This is a genomic window from Chryseobacterium sp. MDT2-18 (genome assembly GCF_030815285.1).
In the GTDB taxonomy this organism is placed as follows: Bacteria; Bacteroidota; Bacteroidia; order Flavobacteriales; family Weeksellaceae; genus Kaistella; species Kaistella salivictor.
Window position 1 is genome coordinate 22,370 of sequence record NZ_JAUSWQ010000008.1, and the last position, 14,981, is coordinate 37,350.

General features: G+C 37.5%; 15 protein-coding genes. 6 read left to right on the top strand and 9 right to left on the bottom strand.

Translation table 11 applies throughout. From position 1 onward, the window contains the following. Window positions 1–346: 346 nt before the first annotated feature. From QF004_RS09415 to QF004_RS09450, 8 genes are all read right to left on the bottom strand, one after another. Window positions 347–1,525: an aspartate aminotransferase family protein gene (locus tag QF004_RS09415; RefSeq protein ID WP_307425471.1), complete on the bottom strand. Its 1,179-nt coding sequence runs from the start codon at window positions 1,523–1,525 to the stop codon at window positions 347–349. Further along, window positions 1,525–2,133: a hypothetical protein gene (locus tag QF004_RS09420; protein ID WP_307425474.1), complete on the bottom strand. Its 609-nt coding sequence runs from the start codon at window positions 2,131–2,133 to the stop codon at window positions 1,525–1,527. Before QF004_RS09420 ends, QF004_RS09415 begins: the two co-directional genes overlap by 1 nt. Before the next feature lie 15 nt (window positions 2,134–2,148). Further along, entirely contained in the window at window positions 2,149–3,885 is a 1,737-nt protein-coding gene (locus QF004_RS09425) for an OstA-like protein (protein ID WP_307425477.1), read from the bottom strand. Continuing rightward, the gene (locus QF004_RS09430) at window positions 3,885–4,358 is read right to left on the bottom strand and encodes a Fur family transcriptional regulator (protein ID WP_133439997.1); all 474 of its coding nucleotides are present in this window, start codon (window positions 4,356–4,358) and stop codon (window positions 3,885–3,887) included. The genes QF004_RS09425 and QF004_RS09430 overlap by 1 nt, the downstream gene beginning before the upstream one ends. Window positions 4,359–4,434: 76 nt before the next feature. Then, complete coding sequence (locus tag QF004_RS09435) at window positions 4,435–6,420, bottom strand: KUP/HAK/KT family potassium transporter (RefSeq protein ID WP_133439996.1); 1,986 nt, start codon at window positions 6,418–6,420, stop codon at window positions 4,435–4,437. A 95-nt stretch (window positions 6,421–6,515) separates the two neighbouring features. After that, complete coding sequence (locus QF004_RS09440; protein WP_133439995.1) at window positions 6,516–7,499, bottom strand: pyruvate dehydrogenase complex E1 component subunit beta; 984 nt, start codon at window positions 7,497–7,499, stop codon at window positions 6,516–6,518. 116 nt (window positions 7,500–7,615) lie between these two features. Then, window positions 7,616–8,035, bottom strand: coding sequence for a DUF2147 domain-containing protein (locus QF004_RS09445; RefSeq protein WP_307425484.1), 420 nt, complete (start codon window positions 8,033–8,035; stop codon window positions 7,616–7,618). A gap of 141 nt (window positions 8,036–8,176) precedes the next feature. After that, window positions 8,177–10,102 carry an LTA synthase family protein gene (locus tag QF004_RS09450; protein WP_307425487.1) on the bottom strand — a complete coding sequence of 642 codons (1,926 nt, stop codon included), beginning with the start codon at window positions 10,100–10,102 and terminating at the stop codon, window positions 8,177–8,179. Window positions 10,103–10,301: 199 nt separating this feature from the next. On the opposite strand from QF004_RS09450, the gene QF004_RS09455 reads away from it, so the two are divergent. From QF004_RS09455 to QF004_RS09470, 4 genes are all read left to right on the top strand, one after another. Further along, window positions 10,302–11,018 (top strand): phosphatidylcholine/phosphatidylserine synthase, encoded by a 717-nt coding sequence (locus tag QF004_RS09455; RefSeq protein ID WP_307425489.1) that lies wholly within the window; start codon window positions 10,302–10,304, stop codon window positions 11,016–11,018. A gap of 79 nt (window positions 11,019–11,097) precedes the next feature. Further along, a complete protein-coding gene (locus QF004_RS09460; RefSeq protein WP_307425492.1) occupies window positions 11,098–11,862 on the top strand; it encodes a 3'-5' exonuclease in 765 nt (254 codons plus the stop codon). Between the two features lie 175 nt (window positions 11,863–12,037). Further along, a complete protein-coding gene (locus QF004_RS09465; RefSeq protein WP_307425494.1) occupies window positions 12,038–12,646 on the top strand; it encodes a fumarylacetoacetate hydrolase family protein in 609 nt (202 codons plus the stop codon). A gap of 58 nt (window positions 12,647–12,704) precedes the next feature. Next, window positions 12,705–13,139, top strand: a complete 435-nt coding sequence (locus tag QF004_RS09470) for a universal stress protein (protein ID WP_133439989.1) — start codon at window positions 12,705–12,707, stop codon at window positions 13,137–13,139. Between the two features lie 60 nt (window positions 13,140–13,199). Here the strand turns inward: QF004_RS09470 and QF004_RS09475 are convergent, their stop codons facing one another. Continuing rightward, on the bottom strand, window positions 13,200–13,436 hold the full coding sequence (locus QF004_RS09475; RefSeq protein ID WP_133439988.1) for a hypothetical protein: 237 nt from the start codon (window positions 13,434–13,436) through the stop codon (window positions 13,200–13,202). Window positions 13,437–13,478: 42 nt separating this feature from the next. Here QF004_RS09475 and QF004_RS09480 point away from each other — a divergent pair, with 42 nt between their 5' ends. Next, a complete protein-coding gene (locus QF004_RS09480; RefSeq protein ID WP_133439987.1) occupies window positions 13,479–14,384 on the top strand; it encodes a DUF6427 family protein in 906 nt (301 codons plus the stop codon). A gap of 9 nt (window positions 14,385–14,393) precedes the next feature. Beyond that, window positions 14,394–14,978 carry a DUF3109 family protein gene (locus QF004_RS09485; RefSeq protein ID WP_133439986.1) on the top strand — a complete coding sequence of 195 codons (585 nt, stop codon included), beginning with the start codon at window positions 14,394–14,396 and terminating at the stop codon, window positions 14,976–14,978. Window positions 14,979–14,981: the final 3 nt, after the last annotated feature.

The window sequence follows — 14,981 nt, forward strand, 5'->3', positions numbered from 1 at the left end:
GCAATATATTTGCGGAAATACTTTAAGGCATTAGGAGCAACTAAATGGTATTTTCTTACAAAACCCGTCCCGCTGTCCGCTATATCCGCGATTCTGAAAAACCGGTTTCAAAACCATGACATATATCATCGCGGGATGCCGCTTCCATCGGGGCTAAGAAAAAGTTCCTTTTCTATTTTAAATATTTTTTTTCAAAACATCTTTCCATTTTACTGAAAGAATCAAATCGTAGTCTTTACAAGACTTTTTCAAATTAATGAATTTACAAGGTTTCAAAGCTTGTTAAATTCCGCCATACATTTGGGGTTGAGAATTCGATTTTTGTTGATACAGAAGATGAGAAGTACTATTCCATTTCATTTAAAACCTCTAAAATAAATTCGCAACCCTCTTTAATTTCAGCTAAAGAAATCGTAAGCGGCGGCGAAATCCGTAAATATTCATTTCGGTACAGTTGCCAAAAAACGATGAGTCCTTTTTCCATGCAGCGTTTTGCAACTTCTAAAGTGAAATCAGGTGAACCGAGATTCACGGCCAACATCAAGCCTTTTCCGTTGACATTTTTTATTTTTGGATGAACTAATAATTCCCGGAATAAATCTTCTTTTTCCTGGATTTCGTTCATCAAACCACTTTCAATAACTTCATGCAAAGTAGCATAACTTGCGGCGGCAATCAGCGGATTTCCGCCAAAAGTCGTGATATGCCCCAACTTCGGTGAATGAGAAAGACTGTGCATGATCGTTTTCGAACTCATAAAAGCACCTACGGGAACGCCACCACCCATACCTTTCCCCATTACCAGAATATCCGGAATCATGTCCAGATGTTCGAAGGCAAAGAGTTTTCCTGTTCTGCCAAAACCAGGCTGAATCTCGTCGAGAATTAATAAAGCGCCAACTTCTTCACACCGCTTTTTAAGATTCCGGAAATAGTCAGCATCCGGAACTAAAAATCCCGCAGCACCCTGAATGGTTTCCGCTAAAACACAGGCCGTTTTTTCGGTAATCTTATCAAAATCTTCCTGATTATTAAATTCAATAAAACTGACCATCGGCAGGAGCGGACGAAACTCCCGCTTGTGAAATTCATTCCCCGAAACCGACAAAGCGCCGTGGGTATTTCCGTGGTAAGAATTGGTCATCGAAATAATTTCTTCTCTGCCGGTAAAACGTTTGGCTAATTTCAAAGCACCGTCGATTGCTTCTGCGCCGGAGTTGACGAGATAAGTAACCTCTAAAGGTTCGGGCGTAGCATCGGCTAATAGCCTGCATAATTTCACCGGCATCTCCTGAGCGTATTCGCCATAAACCATAACGTGCAGATATTTTTCTGCCTGTGTTTTGATGGCATCTACGATTTTCGGATGTGAATGTCCCAAAGTATTGGCAGAAACTCCGGCTACGAAATCCAGGTATTTTCGTCCGTCTTTTCCGTAGATGTAGGAACCGGAAGCTTTTTCAACTTCAAATCCGGCGGCAAATTGCGTGGTTTGCGCCTGGTATTTAAAAAAATCTGTTTGCATTATATGGTAAATACTGGGTTTTCAGTATCGTTTTTTTCGGGATTGATCTTTGCTTTATTTTGATAATCGTATTGTTGTGTTTTACTCAATTCTGTTTTAATTAAATCCTGCCAATATTTCAATTTATCCGCATCGTTTCCAGAATTAGTTTGTCTATCCATAAGAAGTTGAACTCTGTGAAATTCATTTAAATGCTCATTAAGAATTTCGCTGGCAAAGTCAAATCCTTTCCACAGTTTTGATTTATTTAAAAATAGATCCCTTCTCATCTTTCTGGCATATATTTCAGCCAAATCAAAAATAGTTTGTTGATAGTCTATGAGCTGTTCAACATTTGGCAAATTTGGATTTACCAAAGAAGCCGACTTAATTATTTTAGTAGTTACATTTTGATTAAAATTCTTATTAAAAACACTAAAACCCATCAATTCCCATGATATAATTACTGTACTTCTAATCGGAGATAAAGTATCATCTGTTTTAATATGAAACTCGTCAGTAGAAAGTTTTCTAGATTTGTCCCAAATAATCTCATCTGGTTTCAAAATTTGACTTTGAAAAAAAGGAATCGTAAAAAGAACAAATACTATTTGGAGTAAATTTTTCATAATGTTACTTATCTTTTACTTCCGAACCCTCTTCGGTTTCTTGGCTTCTTCTTTTGCTTTTTCATCATTGATGGCTTTTTGGGCAGCGTTATAAAGAGCGTCGTCGGCTTCGTATTTTATTTCGGGATAATCCGGTGTTTCTACGAAAATATCGCGCCAGGTATGGAGGCGGTCTTTGGTATTCCAGTTGAAATCGGGAAAAAACCTTTGTTCGTGCGAGATTAAACTCATCGGATAAAAGTCGGTATTGGCACCGATGTTACAGGAAATAATCTGAACTTTCCGGTCTTCGAATTCGGCTTCAATTGTGCCACAGGTAGAAAGCGCCACACCGATTCTTTCTACTTCTTTGGTTTTTTCGTTTTGGTCATCGGCGTACGTAATTGATTGTGCGTTACCGATTACTTTTGCCAGCTTGATTTCATTTTCTTTATAATAAACCGTCATCAGTTTTCCTTTCACCTGATGGAATTCATCTTTTAAACTTAGTGAATCCACTTTGCTGATGGCGAACGCATTTCCTATGACGCGCAAGGAATCTATAAACTCCTTTTCGGTATCGAAATACGCTTCTATTTTATCGCCGGTTACCTGTTTCTCGCCGCTCCAGGCGATGGGTTTTCCGTCGAGATGCATGATTCCGTCGGTTTCATTAAAACTTAAGGAATCGGCTCTAACCTGAATATTGGATTTGAACATTCTGGCTTTTTTATAAGCACGCAGGAAACTCTTTTTCTTGAGGGGATTTTGTTCATCTATTTTCTGATAAGCCAAAATACGGTCTGCAGAAAAATACATGGAATCTTTCTCCAAAATTTTCACAGCATACGGTTTATCGGTCATCATCGCGGAGTCTTTTTTCTCGTAGATTTCGCCGTAACCTCCTTTCATATAGCGTTTTTCTAAAGGATCGCGGAGGGTTACATTTCCTTTGGCCGTTCCGAATCCGGTGATTTGATTGAAATACATATCGTCGCCGGTGAGTATTTTTCCATTATAATGAATACGGGAATTTTTCTTTAAATAAACTTCCTTAGAATTCATGTTGTAGGTTCCCTTCTCTGTATAAATTAGATTGGCTGGATTCTTTTTATTGGTAATGGTTGTAGCACCGTTGAATGTTGCGGTATTGGTGTTTTGGTTCTGAATAATATTCACACCTTCCACCGTATATTCGGGATTATCGATTTTCACATTGCCGGAAAAATCAATTAATCTGCTGTTCAAGTCGTAGGTGGCAGATTTGGTGTACATCACGTTGCCGTCTTTGGTAATCGTACCGCCCGTATTGAAATAGGCTTTATTGGAAATGCGGTCGTAATACAGCGTTTCAGTTTCAATGGTTTGTCCGGGATCGACAAGCAATACTTTTTTTCGGGCGATTCCTTTTTGGGTATTTCCGTCGTATTCCATTTCACCGGAAGTAATGACTGAACCGTCGGCATTCTGAAGTTTTACATTTCCGATGGCTTTCACAAAATTCTGTTCCTGATAAAAAATAACCTCATCAGCCGTTAAGACCGAACCTTGGTGGGCGAACTGCACATTTCCGGAGAAGTAGGGATTTCCCTGGTATTTGTCTAAAGCCTTTTGAAAAAAATCGGAATGGATTAATTTCACCTTTTCCGCGGGAGCTCCTTTTTTTGGATTATTAAAAAAAGGATCTTTGACCAAATCCTGGTTGGGCTGGGTATTGATCTGCGCAAAAACATGGGCACTTATGAAGAGAAAAAAAACGAAGATTTTTTTCATTAATCTTTTTTGGTTCCGTAAAAATAAAGTGAATGTGAATCAATATTTACACCAAATGCTGCTTCAATAGAATCTTTGATTCCCTGAATTCTCGGGTCACAAAACTCGATGATTTCCTGAATTTCTTTGTCTGAGCCTTTTTTGTAAATAACCAAATGATCGTGCTGTTTATCGAAATATGATTTTTCGTAGGAAGAAGAAGTCATGGTTTTTTCGCCAAACTGATGTTTTCTGATTAAGCCGGCATCCAGAAATATTTCGATGGTATTGTAAATGGTCGCTTTGGAAACATGGTATTTTTTCTGCATCATCAAAAGGTACAAATCATCAACATTGAAGTGATGCTCCATATTGTAGATTTCTTCTAAAATCGTGTAGCGTTCCGGCGTATTTCGAAAACCTTTATGCTGAAGATATTGTCTTAAAACCTCCTTGATTGTTGAAAAATTAAGTTCTTTTTGTTTAGCGTCCATTAAAAATAATTATATGCAAATTTACCGAATTTTTTATTAACTCCGGTTCACCTTCATTTCTTCCCTGAATGTCATCTTAGGAATCGTATCTATGGAAACTTACCTGCTTAATTTTATTGGTGATAATTTTTTGATCCAGTAAAGGCGCCGACTCTACCACTACATTATGGGCAGAAACTCCCCAGGCTTTAAAGTCATCACTGCCGATATATTTTACAAAATTGTAAATATTGAGTGTGATTTTTTCTTTGACAGTCAACAAAGCATCATTGATGTAAGTATTATCAATAATCACATATTTGAGATCAGGTGGAATATTATAATGGCGAAGTGAAGGGTGACTGCTTCGTGCGGGAATACTTCCCTCTTCCATCATGTCTTCTAAGACCTGGTCGAAATAATCATTGATTCGGCGGTCAATTTTAAAACCGAGCATGAAATTGATCCGGAAAATCGTACCGGGCATAATTTCATCAATGGTATATTTAAAAGTATATGGATCTTCCTGATTGGCAATATTGAGGATGAAATAATGGTCTGCTCTTTTAGGTTGCTTCCGCAAAATAGAATAAATAATCTTGGCTTCTACCTCATCCTGTCTTTTTGCACGGCTTAGGAAAGCGAGATTGGTTGCGTATTTCGGGATGGTTTCATCAAGTTTCATTTCTTTTATTACCGGCACATATTTATCGAGTTTTACAAATTTGATAAACTTTGCTTTAATGAGTCTTCCGTTATACCATGCGTACATGCAAACGGCTATAAATCCACCTAAAACCACCGTCAGCCACCCGCCGTCGAAAAACTTAATAACATTGGCATAAAAGAAACCCAATTCGATGCAAAGATAGACGGCTAAAAAACCGATTGCGAATACCTTCGTAACTCTGGATCTGCTGAGCCAGAAAAACAGTAAGGTAGTGGTCATCAACATCGTAATCGTAATGGTTAAACCATAAGCAGCTTCCATCGCTTCTGACTTTTGGAAATAAATAACCACGATGAAGCAAAGAAACATCAACCCCCAATTGATTTTGGGAATATACATTTGACCTTTAATACCGGATGGATAATCGATTTGCTGATTCGGCCAAAACATCACCGACATCGCTTCTGAAAACATGGTAAAAGAACCCGTAATCACAGATTGACTTGCGATAATTGCAGCAGCTGTTGCTAAAATCACCCCTGGTAAAATCGCCCATTCGGGCATAATTCCAAAAATCGGATTGATTCCCTGCGAAACAGATTCCGGATTATCTAATAACCAGGCACCTTGACCCAAATAATTTAAAACCAACATGGTCTTTACAAAAATCCAGCTCACCCGGATATTTTGTTTGCCGCAATGTCCTAAATCAGAATACAAAGCTTCCGCTCCTGTCGTACAAAGAAATACCGCTCCCATAATCACAATCGCACTGGGTGAATGCTTTATTAAATTATAAGCGTAATAAGGATTAAATGCTTTCAAAATTTCGAGATGATCAAATAAATGAACTGAACCAAATATCCCTAAAACCAAGAACCAAACAACCATCACCGGACCAAAAAACTTACCGATGGAAGCCGTACCAAATTGTTGCACAATAAAGACAAAGGCCAGAATAACCAGCGTAATCGCCACAACCGGAGTATGAGGCGAAAATATCTTCAACCCTTCCACAGCAGACATTACCGTTAATGAGGGGGTAATTATACTGTCTGCTACCAAAGTTGAAGCACCGATAATAGCGATGACATACAGCCATTTTTTCTTAAGCTTCTTGACCAGCGAGTACAGAGATAAAATACCACCTTCTCCCTTATTATCAGCACGCAATGCAATAATCACGTACTTAAAAGTGGTTTGCATCGTCAGCGTCCAGATGATGCAGGAAAGTGCTCCCTCGATATATTCATCGAACGGCAAATTCCCGGTACCATGACGGGCATTTACGATCGCCTTCATAACATACAGCGGTGAAGTTCCGATATCGCCGAAAACTATTCCGAGGGAAACCAAAACTCCTACTGCGGTAAGTTTTTTTGTATCAAAATGAGATAAAGTATCTTGTGACATAGACTGCGAAAAATTTCGTCAAAGGTAAATTAATAAAAGTTGTTTTCTATAACTTTTTATAAATGAAAAAACTCTCTTTCGAGAGTTTTTATCTATTACGCTTTAATATATAAAGCATTTTTAATTTCTTCTTTTACTTTTTCCAATTTCGGGAACCATTCAGCGAAAAGTGGCGCTGAGTACGGTGCAGGAGCATCCGGTGTGGTAATTCTCTTAATCGGCGCATCTAAATAATCAAATGCTTTTTGCTGAACCATATACGTAATCTCCGTTGCAATGGAACCCAGAGGCCAAGCTTCTTCTAAAATAACCAGTCTGTTGGTTTTCTTTACCGACTCTAAAATAGTGTCATAATCTAATGGACGAACCGTTCTTAAATCAATTACTTCTACAGAGATTCCTTCTTTTTCTAAATCCTCAGCGGCCTGAATCGCCATCTTCATAATTTTACCGAAAGAAACCAAAGTGACATCTTTACCTTCTTTTTTAATATCTGCTTTTCCGATTGGGATGTAATATTCTTCTTCTGGGATTTCCATTTTGTCGCCATACATCTGTTCAGACTCCATGAAAATTACCGGATCATTATCCTGAATTGCGGTTTTCAATAAACCTTTTGCATCGTAAGGATTGGAAGGTACAACTACTTTTAAGCCTGGAGTATTTGCAAACCAAGATTCCAAAGCCTGAGAATGCGTTGCTCCCAATTGACCTGCCGAACCAGTCGGACCACGGAAAACGATTGGGCAATTCCACTGCCCTCCACTCATCTGACGGATTTTCGCTGCATTATTTATAATCTGATCAATTCCTACCAATGAGAAGTTGAAAGTCATATATTCTACAATGGGCCTGTTTCCGTTCATGGCTGCTCCGATGGCAATCCCGGTAAATCCGAGTTCTGCAATTGGAGTATCAATTACTCTTTTAGCGCCGAATTCGTCAAGCATTCCTTTAGAAGCTTTGTAAGCACCGTTGTATTCTGCGACTTCTTCACCCATCAGGAAAATGGATTCATCTTTTCGCATTTCTTCACTCATTGCCTGTGCAATCACTTCTCTAAAAGTATATTCCTTCATGATTTATTAAAAAATTAAAGTACAAAAGTAAAGATTTTTTCGCGAATTACCGTACATGCTGATATTAAAAAAGCATCTCAGAAAAGATGCTTTTTATCAAGTTTATTTTTAGAAAACTATTTTACTGCGTGCCAGATCTGCGTTCTTCCGATTAATGAGAATCCTACATAACCTCTTACATTCAGTTTGTCACCATCACGGGTGATGTTACATTTGTATGTTTTTCCTGTTTTAGGATCTGTAATTGTTCCGCCGGTAAACTCTTTACCCTCTTTTTTCATGCCTCTGATCACTTCCATTCCCAGGATGGGTTGATTTTTTCTGTCATCTTTACAGTCGATACAGTTTGCATGTTCGGGTTTAATGAGCAGTTGAGTCACTTTCCCATAATATTTACCATCGGATTTTTTGAAAATCTCTACGATGGATTTCGCCTGTCCCGTTTCATCGTCAATGGTCTTCCATTTTCCTTCGATTTGGGCGTAAGATAGTGTTGCGAATAATAAGGCAACAAAACTGAAAAGTATTTTTTTCATTTTAAAATTATTTTAATTTTTAGTTGGATAAAAGTAATTAAAAATAGTGAAACCACAAATTTTTAACTATTTATATCATAGTAGTCAAAAGTACTGCCAAAATACTAATAATTACACAATGTTTTATTAAAAGTTTTGTAATTAATTCAATTTTCTGTTGATTACCCGGTTCATATAATCCTGATACCAGGCTTTGCTCAAAAGAATGCCTTTTTCTGTTTCCGGGTTTTTCACTTTGTTAATGAGATTTTGCTCCAAACCTTTATCAGAGATATTATAAATCCCGGTCACTTCTTTCCCGTTAAACAAATAAATATAGTTCCCAATCATGAACTGCTCATTAATAGAATCAGAATTGATCACCATGTAATCTTCCTTTTTATCCGACACCAGACTTCTTCCCCAACTTCTTATTTTTTTGTTGTAACCCATTAAATCAGCTAAAGTTGGATAAATATCAATTTGTTGTGCAGGTTCTGTAATTTCTCCTTTCAACTGATATTTTGGATTGGGAGAATAAAACAGAATGGGAATTGAAAACCGGTTCATTGATTTTTCATATTCCGGATAGGCAACCTGATTGGTGTGATCGGCTACAAAAACAAAAATCGTATTGTTGAACCAAGGCATTTTCTCTGCGGTTTTGAAAAATTGCTTTAACGCAAAATCAGTGTAACCAATCGGTTCATGAATTTCGAGTGGTCCTTTTTTAAATTTACCCTGATACTTTTCCGGAACCTTAAAAGGATGATGTGATGAAACCGAAAACAAAGTTGCCATAAAAGGACTTTTCTTCCTGTCTAAAGTTTTCGCGAAATACTGAAAAAACGGTTCGTCCCAAATCCCCCACATTCCGTCGAAATCCGCATCATTGTTATATTCTGTTTTTCCGTAGTAATGTTTGAAACCCAAAATATTGCCGAAACCCAAAAAGCCCATCGACCCGTTTGGCGCGCCATGAAAGAACGAAGTATCATAACCCATATCATTCGAAACCGAAACAATAGACTGAATTTTCTGATTCGAATAAGGTGAACTGGTAAACGCATCTTTCAAACTCGGGATTCCGGCCAATACAGAACTCATTCCATGGATGGACTGTCGCCCATTGGCAAAAGCGTTGGTCGCGATTAAACTTTGCGTGGCTAAACTGTCGAAAAACGGCGTGTACGAAACAAAATTTTTGATCTTCGTATCTTTATTAAAAGCGCCCGAATATTCTTTTCCAAAACTTTCGAGGATGAAAATAACCACATTCGGTTTGGGTTCAACTCCTTGCCTCTGGTACAATTTATCAGCATGAATGTTTTCATCAATAAACTTTTCATTCACAAAATGAACTTCCTGAAAACTGTTGGTATTCATCGTTCTGAAAAAAGAAAAAACACTGTTCAGAACGACATTCGCCTGAGCGGGTTTGGTAACGTGCCGGTTGGCATCCACCAAATTAATCGGCCGCGTCGAATGCTTGAAATCACCACGAATCCCACCTACCACGAGCAGAGCAGTTAAACAAAGCGTGAGTACAGAAAAAATAAAATAAGGAACTAATTTTAATGGTTTTCTCGGCGAAACTTTCACCTTTTTGTACAGGAAAATCCAGAGAGCCATTAAAATCACAAACCATACCAGTACAAACGGATGTTCAGCAACCGACACTAAAAAAACCTTGCCAATATTGCTTTCATGCTGTGCAACATTCATGGCGGCAGTTGTCAACCGTGCCTGAGAAAATTTAAAATAAACGAAATCGCCGAAATTCATGCCGTAGGAAATCCCGTTGGTAATGAAATAAAGATAAAACAAAAATTTGTGATACGTTTTTTGGGTATTAATGATAACGGGAATAAGACTCAAAAGGATGAACAGCGAATTCACATAGAGAATCGCCGTGGTATCGAAGGCAATTCCGCGATAAGCCAAATTCAGATATTCTGAAATACTGTCAACGGGAATCAAATTTTTATTAAAAAACCAAAAGAGCAGCCGTGCAATCTGATAGAAAAAAAAGGCGAGTACGATACGGTAGAGTAAGGCGGAAATTTCTTGAAATCTAATTTCTTTCATTAAAACTTGTTCAAATTAATGCTGCAAATTTACAATATTTAGAATTTCAAATCATTCAAAATTCAATTCTAAAAACGCTGAAAATTAATTTTAATAAAAACCTTACTTTTGTGCTTACGAAACATCGGGGTAAAAGTAGCTCCAGCAGACTTCGGCATTTAAAGATGTTTCCTCGGACCTTAAAAAACTGAACTTAAAAATGAATTTTATCAAGAACAATCTGGCGAATGCTGTTACGCTAGCCAACTTATTTTCCGGCAGTGTTGGCGTAATCCACTTAATTAATGGTGATTATCAAACCACTGCAATCTGCATTATCCTTTCCTTAATTTTAGATTTCTTCGACGGATTTATCGCCAGAGCCATGAAATCGAATTCTGAACTTGGCGTTCAGTTAGATTCACTGGCCGACATGGTGAGTTTCGGATTATTGCCGGGAATCGTTATGTTCAAAGCCCTTGAGCCATTTGGCCATCAATTGTTCGGAATGGAACTTCCCTTTGAAATAAAATATCTGGGACTTTTTGTTACTTTATTTTCCTGTTTAAGACTGGCGATTTTCAATCTGGATGATGAGCAAACTTATTATTTCAAAGGTTTGAATACGCCATCGAACACCATTTTAATTTTCGGCTTATACTACGCTTATTTAGAAAACGAAAGTTTTAAAGCGATTTTTGAAAACCCTGCTTATTTAATTGCAATCACCATTATTCTATCCTGGCTTTTAGTCAGCCCGATAAAAATGATCTCGCTGAAATTCAAATCGATGAAGCTGCAAGATAATTATCCGAAAGTTGCGCTGGTAATTGGCGTCTTGGTTCTTTTAATCCTGTTTAAAACGGTCGGAATCCCATTGGCAATGCTGTATTATATATTGATATCGGTGATTTTTCAAAAACAGTTGAAAGCATAAAAGATACTTTCAATAATTTTACTTCACAAAATTTAATTCAGTCGGACAAGTCACGATTGATCATTATTAAAATAAAAAAATGAATTTAAAACTCCATAAACCACTTTGTGTATTTGATTTAGAAACTACGGGAACTCAGGTTGCAAAAGACCGGATCGTAGAAATCTGTATTTTAAAAGTCAATCCTGATGCTTCCAGGGAAAGCAAAACCTGGTTGGTAAATCCAGAAATGGCGATACCGGCAGAATCTTCTGCAATCCACGGAATTACCGATGAAAGAGTGAAAGATGCGCCAACCTTCAAAGAAATTGCTTCCAAAATAATGGAGATGATTTCGGGCTCAGATTTGGGAGGATTTAATTCTAACCGGTTTGATGTTCCGCTTCTTGCTGAAGAATTGCTGCGTGCCGGTTTAGATTTCGATTTGAGTAAATTCAAGCTGATCGACGCACAAACTATTTTTCATAAAATGGAACCGAGAAACCTGACGGCCGCATATCAGTTTTACTGCAAAAAAGAACTGATCAACGCGCATTCCGCGGAAGCTGATGTTTTGGCAACTTTCGAAGTGATAGACGCGCAGGTCGGCCATTACGACGATTTACCAAATGACATTGCTGGATTAAGTGAGATTTCTTCTCATCATAAATTTGCTGATTTGGCAGGTTTTATCGCTTTTGACAAAGAGGAAAAAGAAGTTTTCACTTTCGGAAAATACAAAGGCCAAAGAGTGAAAGAAGTTTTTCAAAAGGATCTGGGCTATTACGGCTGGATCCAGAATGCTGATTTCCCTTTATACACCAAGAAAGTTCTGACAGGAATTCAGTTGAGATCAAAATTTTAAAAAAAGTATTTACCGCAAAAGTGACCAAAGACAAAATGTGAAAATAAAATTTTCAAAAGGCTTCAAAAAATAAAATCTATTTCAATAATTTTTTTTTAAATAATGAATTAGAATAGCACTTTCACTTCTTTTATTGTTAAAAAAATCCTGTTACAAACAAGAAAAACAACTCAGCATGAAAATCATTTGCATCGGCAGAAATTACGCAGAACACGCACAGGAACTGGGAAATGAAATACCGGAAAATCCTGTTATCTTTATGAAACCGGATACGGCGGTTTTAAAAAAAGGCAGCGCCTTTTATATTCCTGAATTCTCGAATGACATTCATTACGAACTGGAAGTCGTACTGAAATTATCAAAAGGCGGAAAATATATTCAGGAAGAAAATGCCGGTAAACATTATGACGAAATCGGTTTAGGAATCGATTTTACGGCGAGAGATTTACAAAGTCAGCTCAAAGCAAAAGGACTTCCGTGGGAACTGGCAAAAGGTTTTGATGGCAGCGCCGTTCTCTCTGATTTTTATAAAAAAGAAAATTTTGACCTCACTAACTTAAACTTTTCTTTAAATAAAAATAAAGAAAAAGTTCAGGACGGAAATACTTCAATGATGATTTTCTCCCCGGAAAAAATCATCGCATTTGTTTCCCAATATTTTACGTTAAGAGTGGGCGATTTAATTTTCACGGGAACGCCAAAAGGAGTGGGCAAAGTTTCGGAAAACGATATACTGGAAGCGTTTCTGGAAGACCGGAAAGTTTTTGATTTGCGAATCCAGTAACTTAGTTTTTGACGGTGTCAGTAAATAATTGTAACTTTAATGAACAAAATTTAAGATCATGATAAACATTATTCTACCAGTCGATTTTTCAGAAGCAACCGATAAATTAGTCGAAGGCGCTGTGAAATTCGCAAAAGAAACCAGCGGGAAAATATACCTGATTCACGTGGCACCCTCGGATATCGGTTTTGCGATTGGTGATATGGGATTTCAATATTTCCCCGAAGTGGAGCAAAATGAGATCAAGCAGGAACTGCTTCAGCTAAATACAATTGAACAACGTATTATCGCACAGGGTATCGATTGTGAACACTTGCTAAAACAAGGTGTAGCAGGCGATATTATTCTGGAATATGCAAAAGATAAAAGGGCAGGATATATCGTAATGGGTTCGCACGGAAGAAGCAATATGTACGACGTTTTTGTAGGAAGTTTAACCAAAGAATTAACCAGACGTTCACCGATTCCGGTATTGGTAATTCCGATTCACTAATAAAAAACAGAAATCCCGAAACTAAAAATTTCGGGATTTTTATTGTAAATGGGATATCAATTATTTACTTTCTTTTTTATAAATTTTCGGGTCGTAGTAAGGATGGTTTCCTTCTGTTGGTGAGAAATACTCTTTATCCTTATCGCCACCCAATTTTGCAACCAAAACATAGCACCAATAAGTAAATATGGCAGATGCAACCAAGAATAAAATCCAGTTTATTACATTTCCTGCGAAATCAAAAAAACCGAAAGACCATTTGAATACACTGCTTAAGAATAAGAAGAAAGACGTCATTATTTTCCTTTTTTAAATTAACTTTGCACAAATTTATAAAAAATGTTTCGATTACTTTCAAAAGAAAGCAATATTTTTTCGGTTCCCGTTTATATTGGGATTCTTCTTTTAATAGTAATTAGCTTCAATATACTGGACTTCAACACTTTAGAAATCATTTCAGCCGTAATAACTTTTGGAGGCGTTGCTTTGGGATACTTTTGTTTTAACGCTGTTGCGCTGAATTATCAAACCCATCTGCCCCTTTTTTTATATACCGTCTTTATTTTCGCCTTATATCCTGGGGATTTAGATATCGGAATTGCTGTTTCGCTGTTCACCAATTCGATTATTCTTTTGCTGTTAACGAATGATAATATTTCTGTCCGCAATTTCTCTTATATTTTGGTGGGATCGATTCTGGCACTCAATTTTATCTTTCTTCCTACCACGTGGCCGATGTCGATTTTCGTGATCTTCCATATCATCGCCACTTCCGACCGCATTGGGCTGCACATTTTCCGGTTGTTTTTTGGGATGTTGCTGGTGGCACTTTCTTATTTTGGGATTGCCTATTTCCTGGGCATGAATTCCTGGAATCTGGCCTACTTTCCATTTACCGGATTTAAAATACAATCCCATTTTGATCATCTTTTATGGTTAACGCCCGTGGCTATTTTACTCATTCATGCGGTAATGGATCATTTCAGAAACTTCAATAAAAAAAGTCCGAACAGCAGATTCAAATATACTTTTTTACTGGTATTTTCTTTAGCCCAACTGATTACCATTTTCCTTTATATGGGAAAAACATTTGAATATTTGCTTTTACTGGCGTTGCCAGCTTCCATTATTTTAAGCAGGATGCTCCGTTTCTCTAAAAAATACTGGATTCAGGAAGTCAGTTTATGGGTCATTATCATTTCACTGCTTATTTTTAAACTCTCTACTTATTTTAATTTCTTTTAATACAACATCATGATTCAAATTGACGATAAATTAATTTCTGAAGATATCTTTTCTGAAGAATTTGTATGCAACCTCAGCAAATGCAAAGGCGCCTGCTGCGTAGAAGGCGATGTAGGAGCACCTTTGGATAAAAGCGAAACATTGATCCTCGAAAGGATTTTCGATCAGGTAAAGCCCTATCTCAGACCCGAAGGCGTAGAAGCGATTGAAAAGCAGGGAACCTGGGTTCTCGATCCGAGCGATAATGATTATGTAACGCCGATGGTTGAAGGAAAAGAATGCGCTTACGTGATTTTTGACGATAAAGGGATTACAAAATGTGGGATTGAAAAAGCCTACGAAGACGGCGCTGTCGACTGGCAGAAACCGATTTCCTGTCACCTCTATCCTATTCGTGTGGATGAATACAGAACTTTCACCGCACTGAATTATCACAAATGGGAAATCTGCAGCGATGCCTGTGCCCTAGGAAAAGAATTAAAAGTTCCCATTTATAAATTTGTAAAAACACCGCTCATCAGAAAATATGGCGAAGAATTTTATAAAACCTTATGCGACGCTGCGGATGAATGGAAAATTGAATACGGTTCGTAGAAA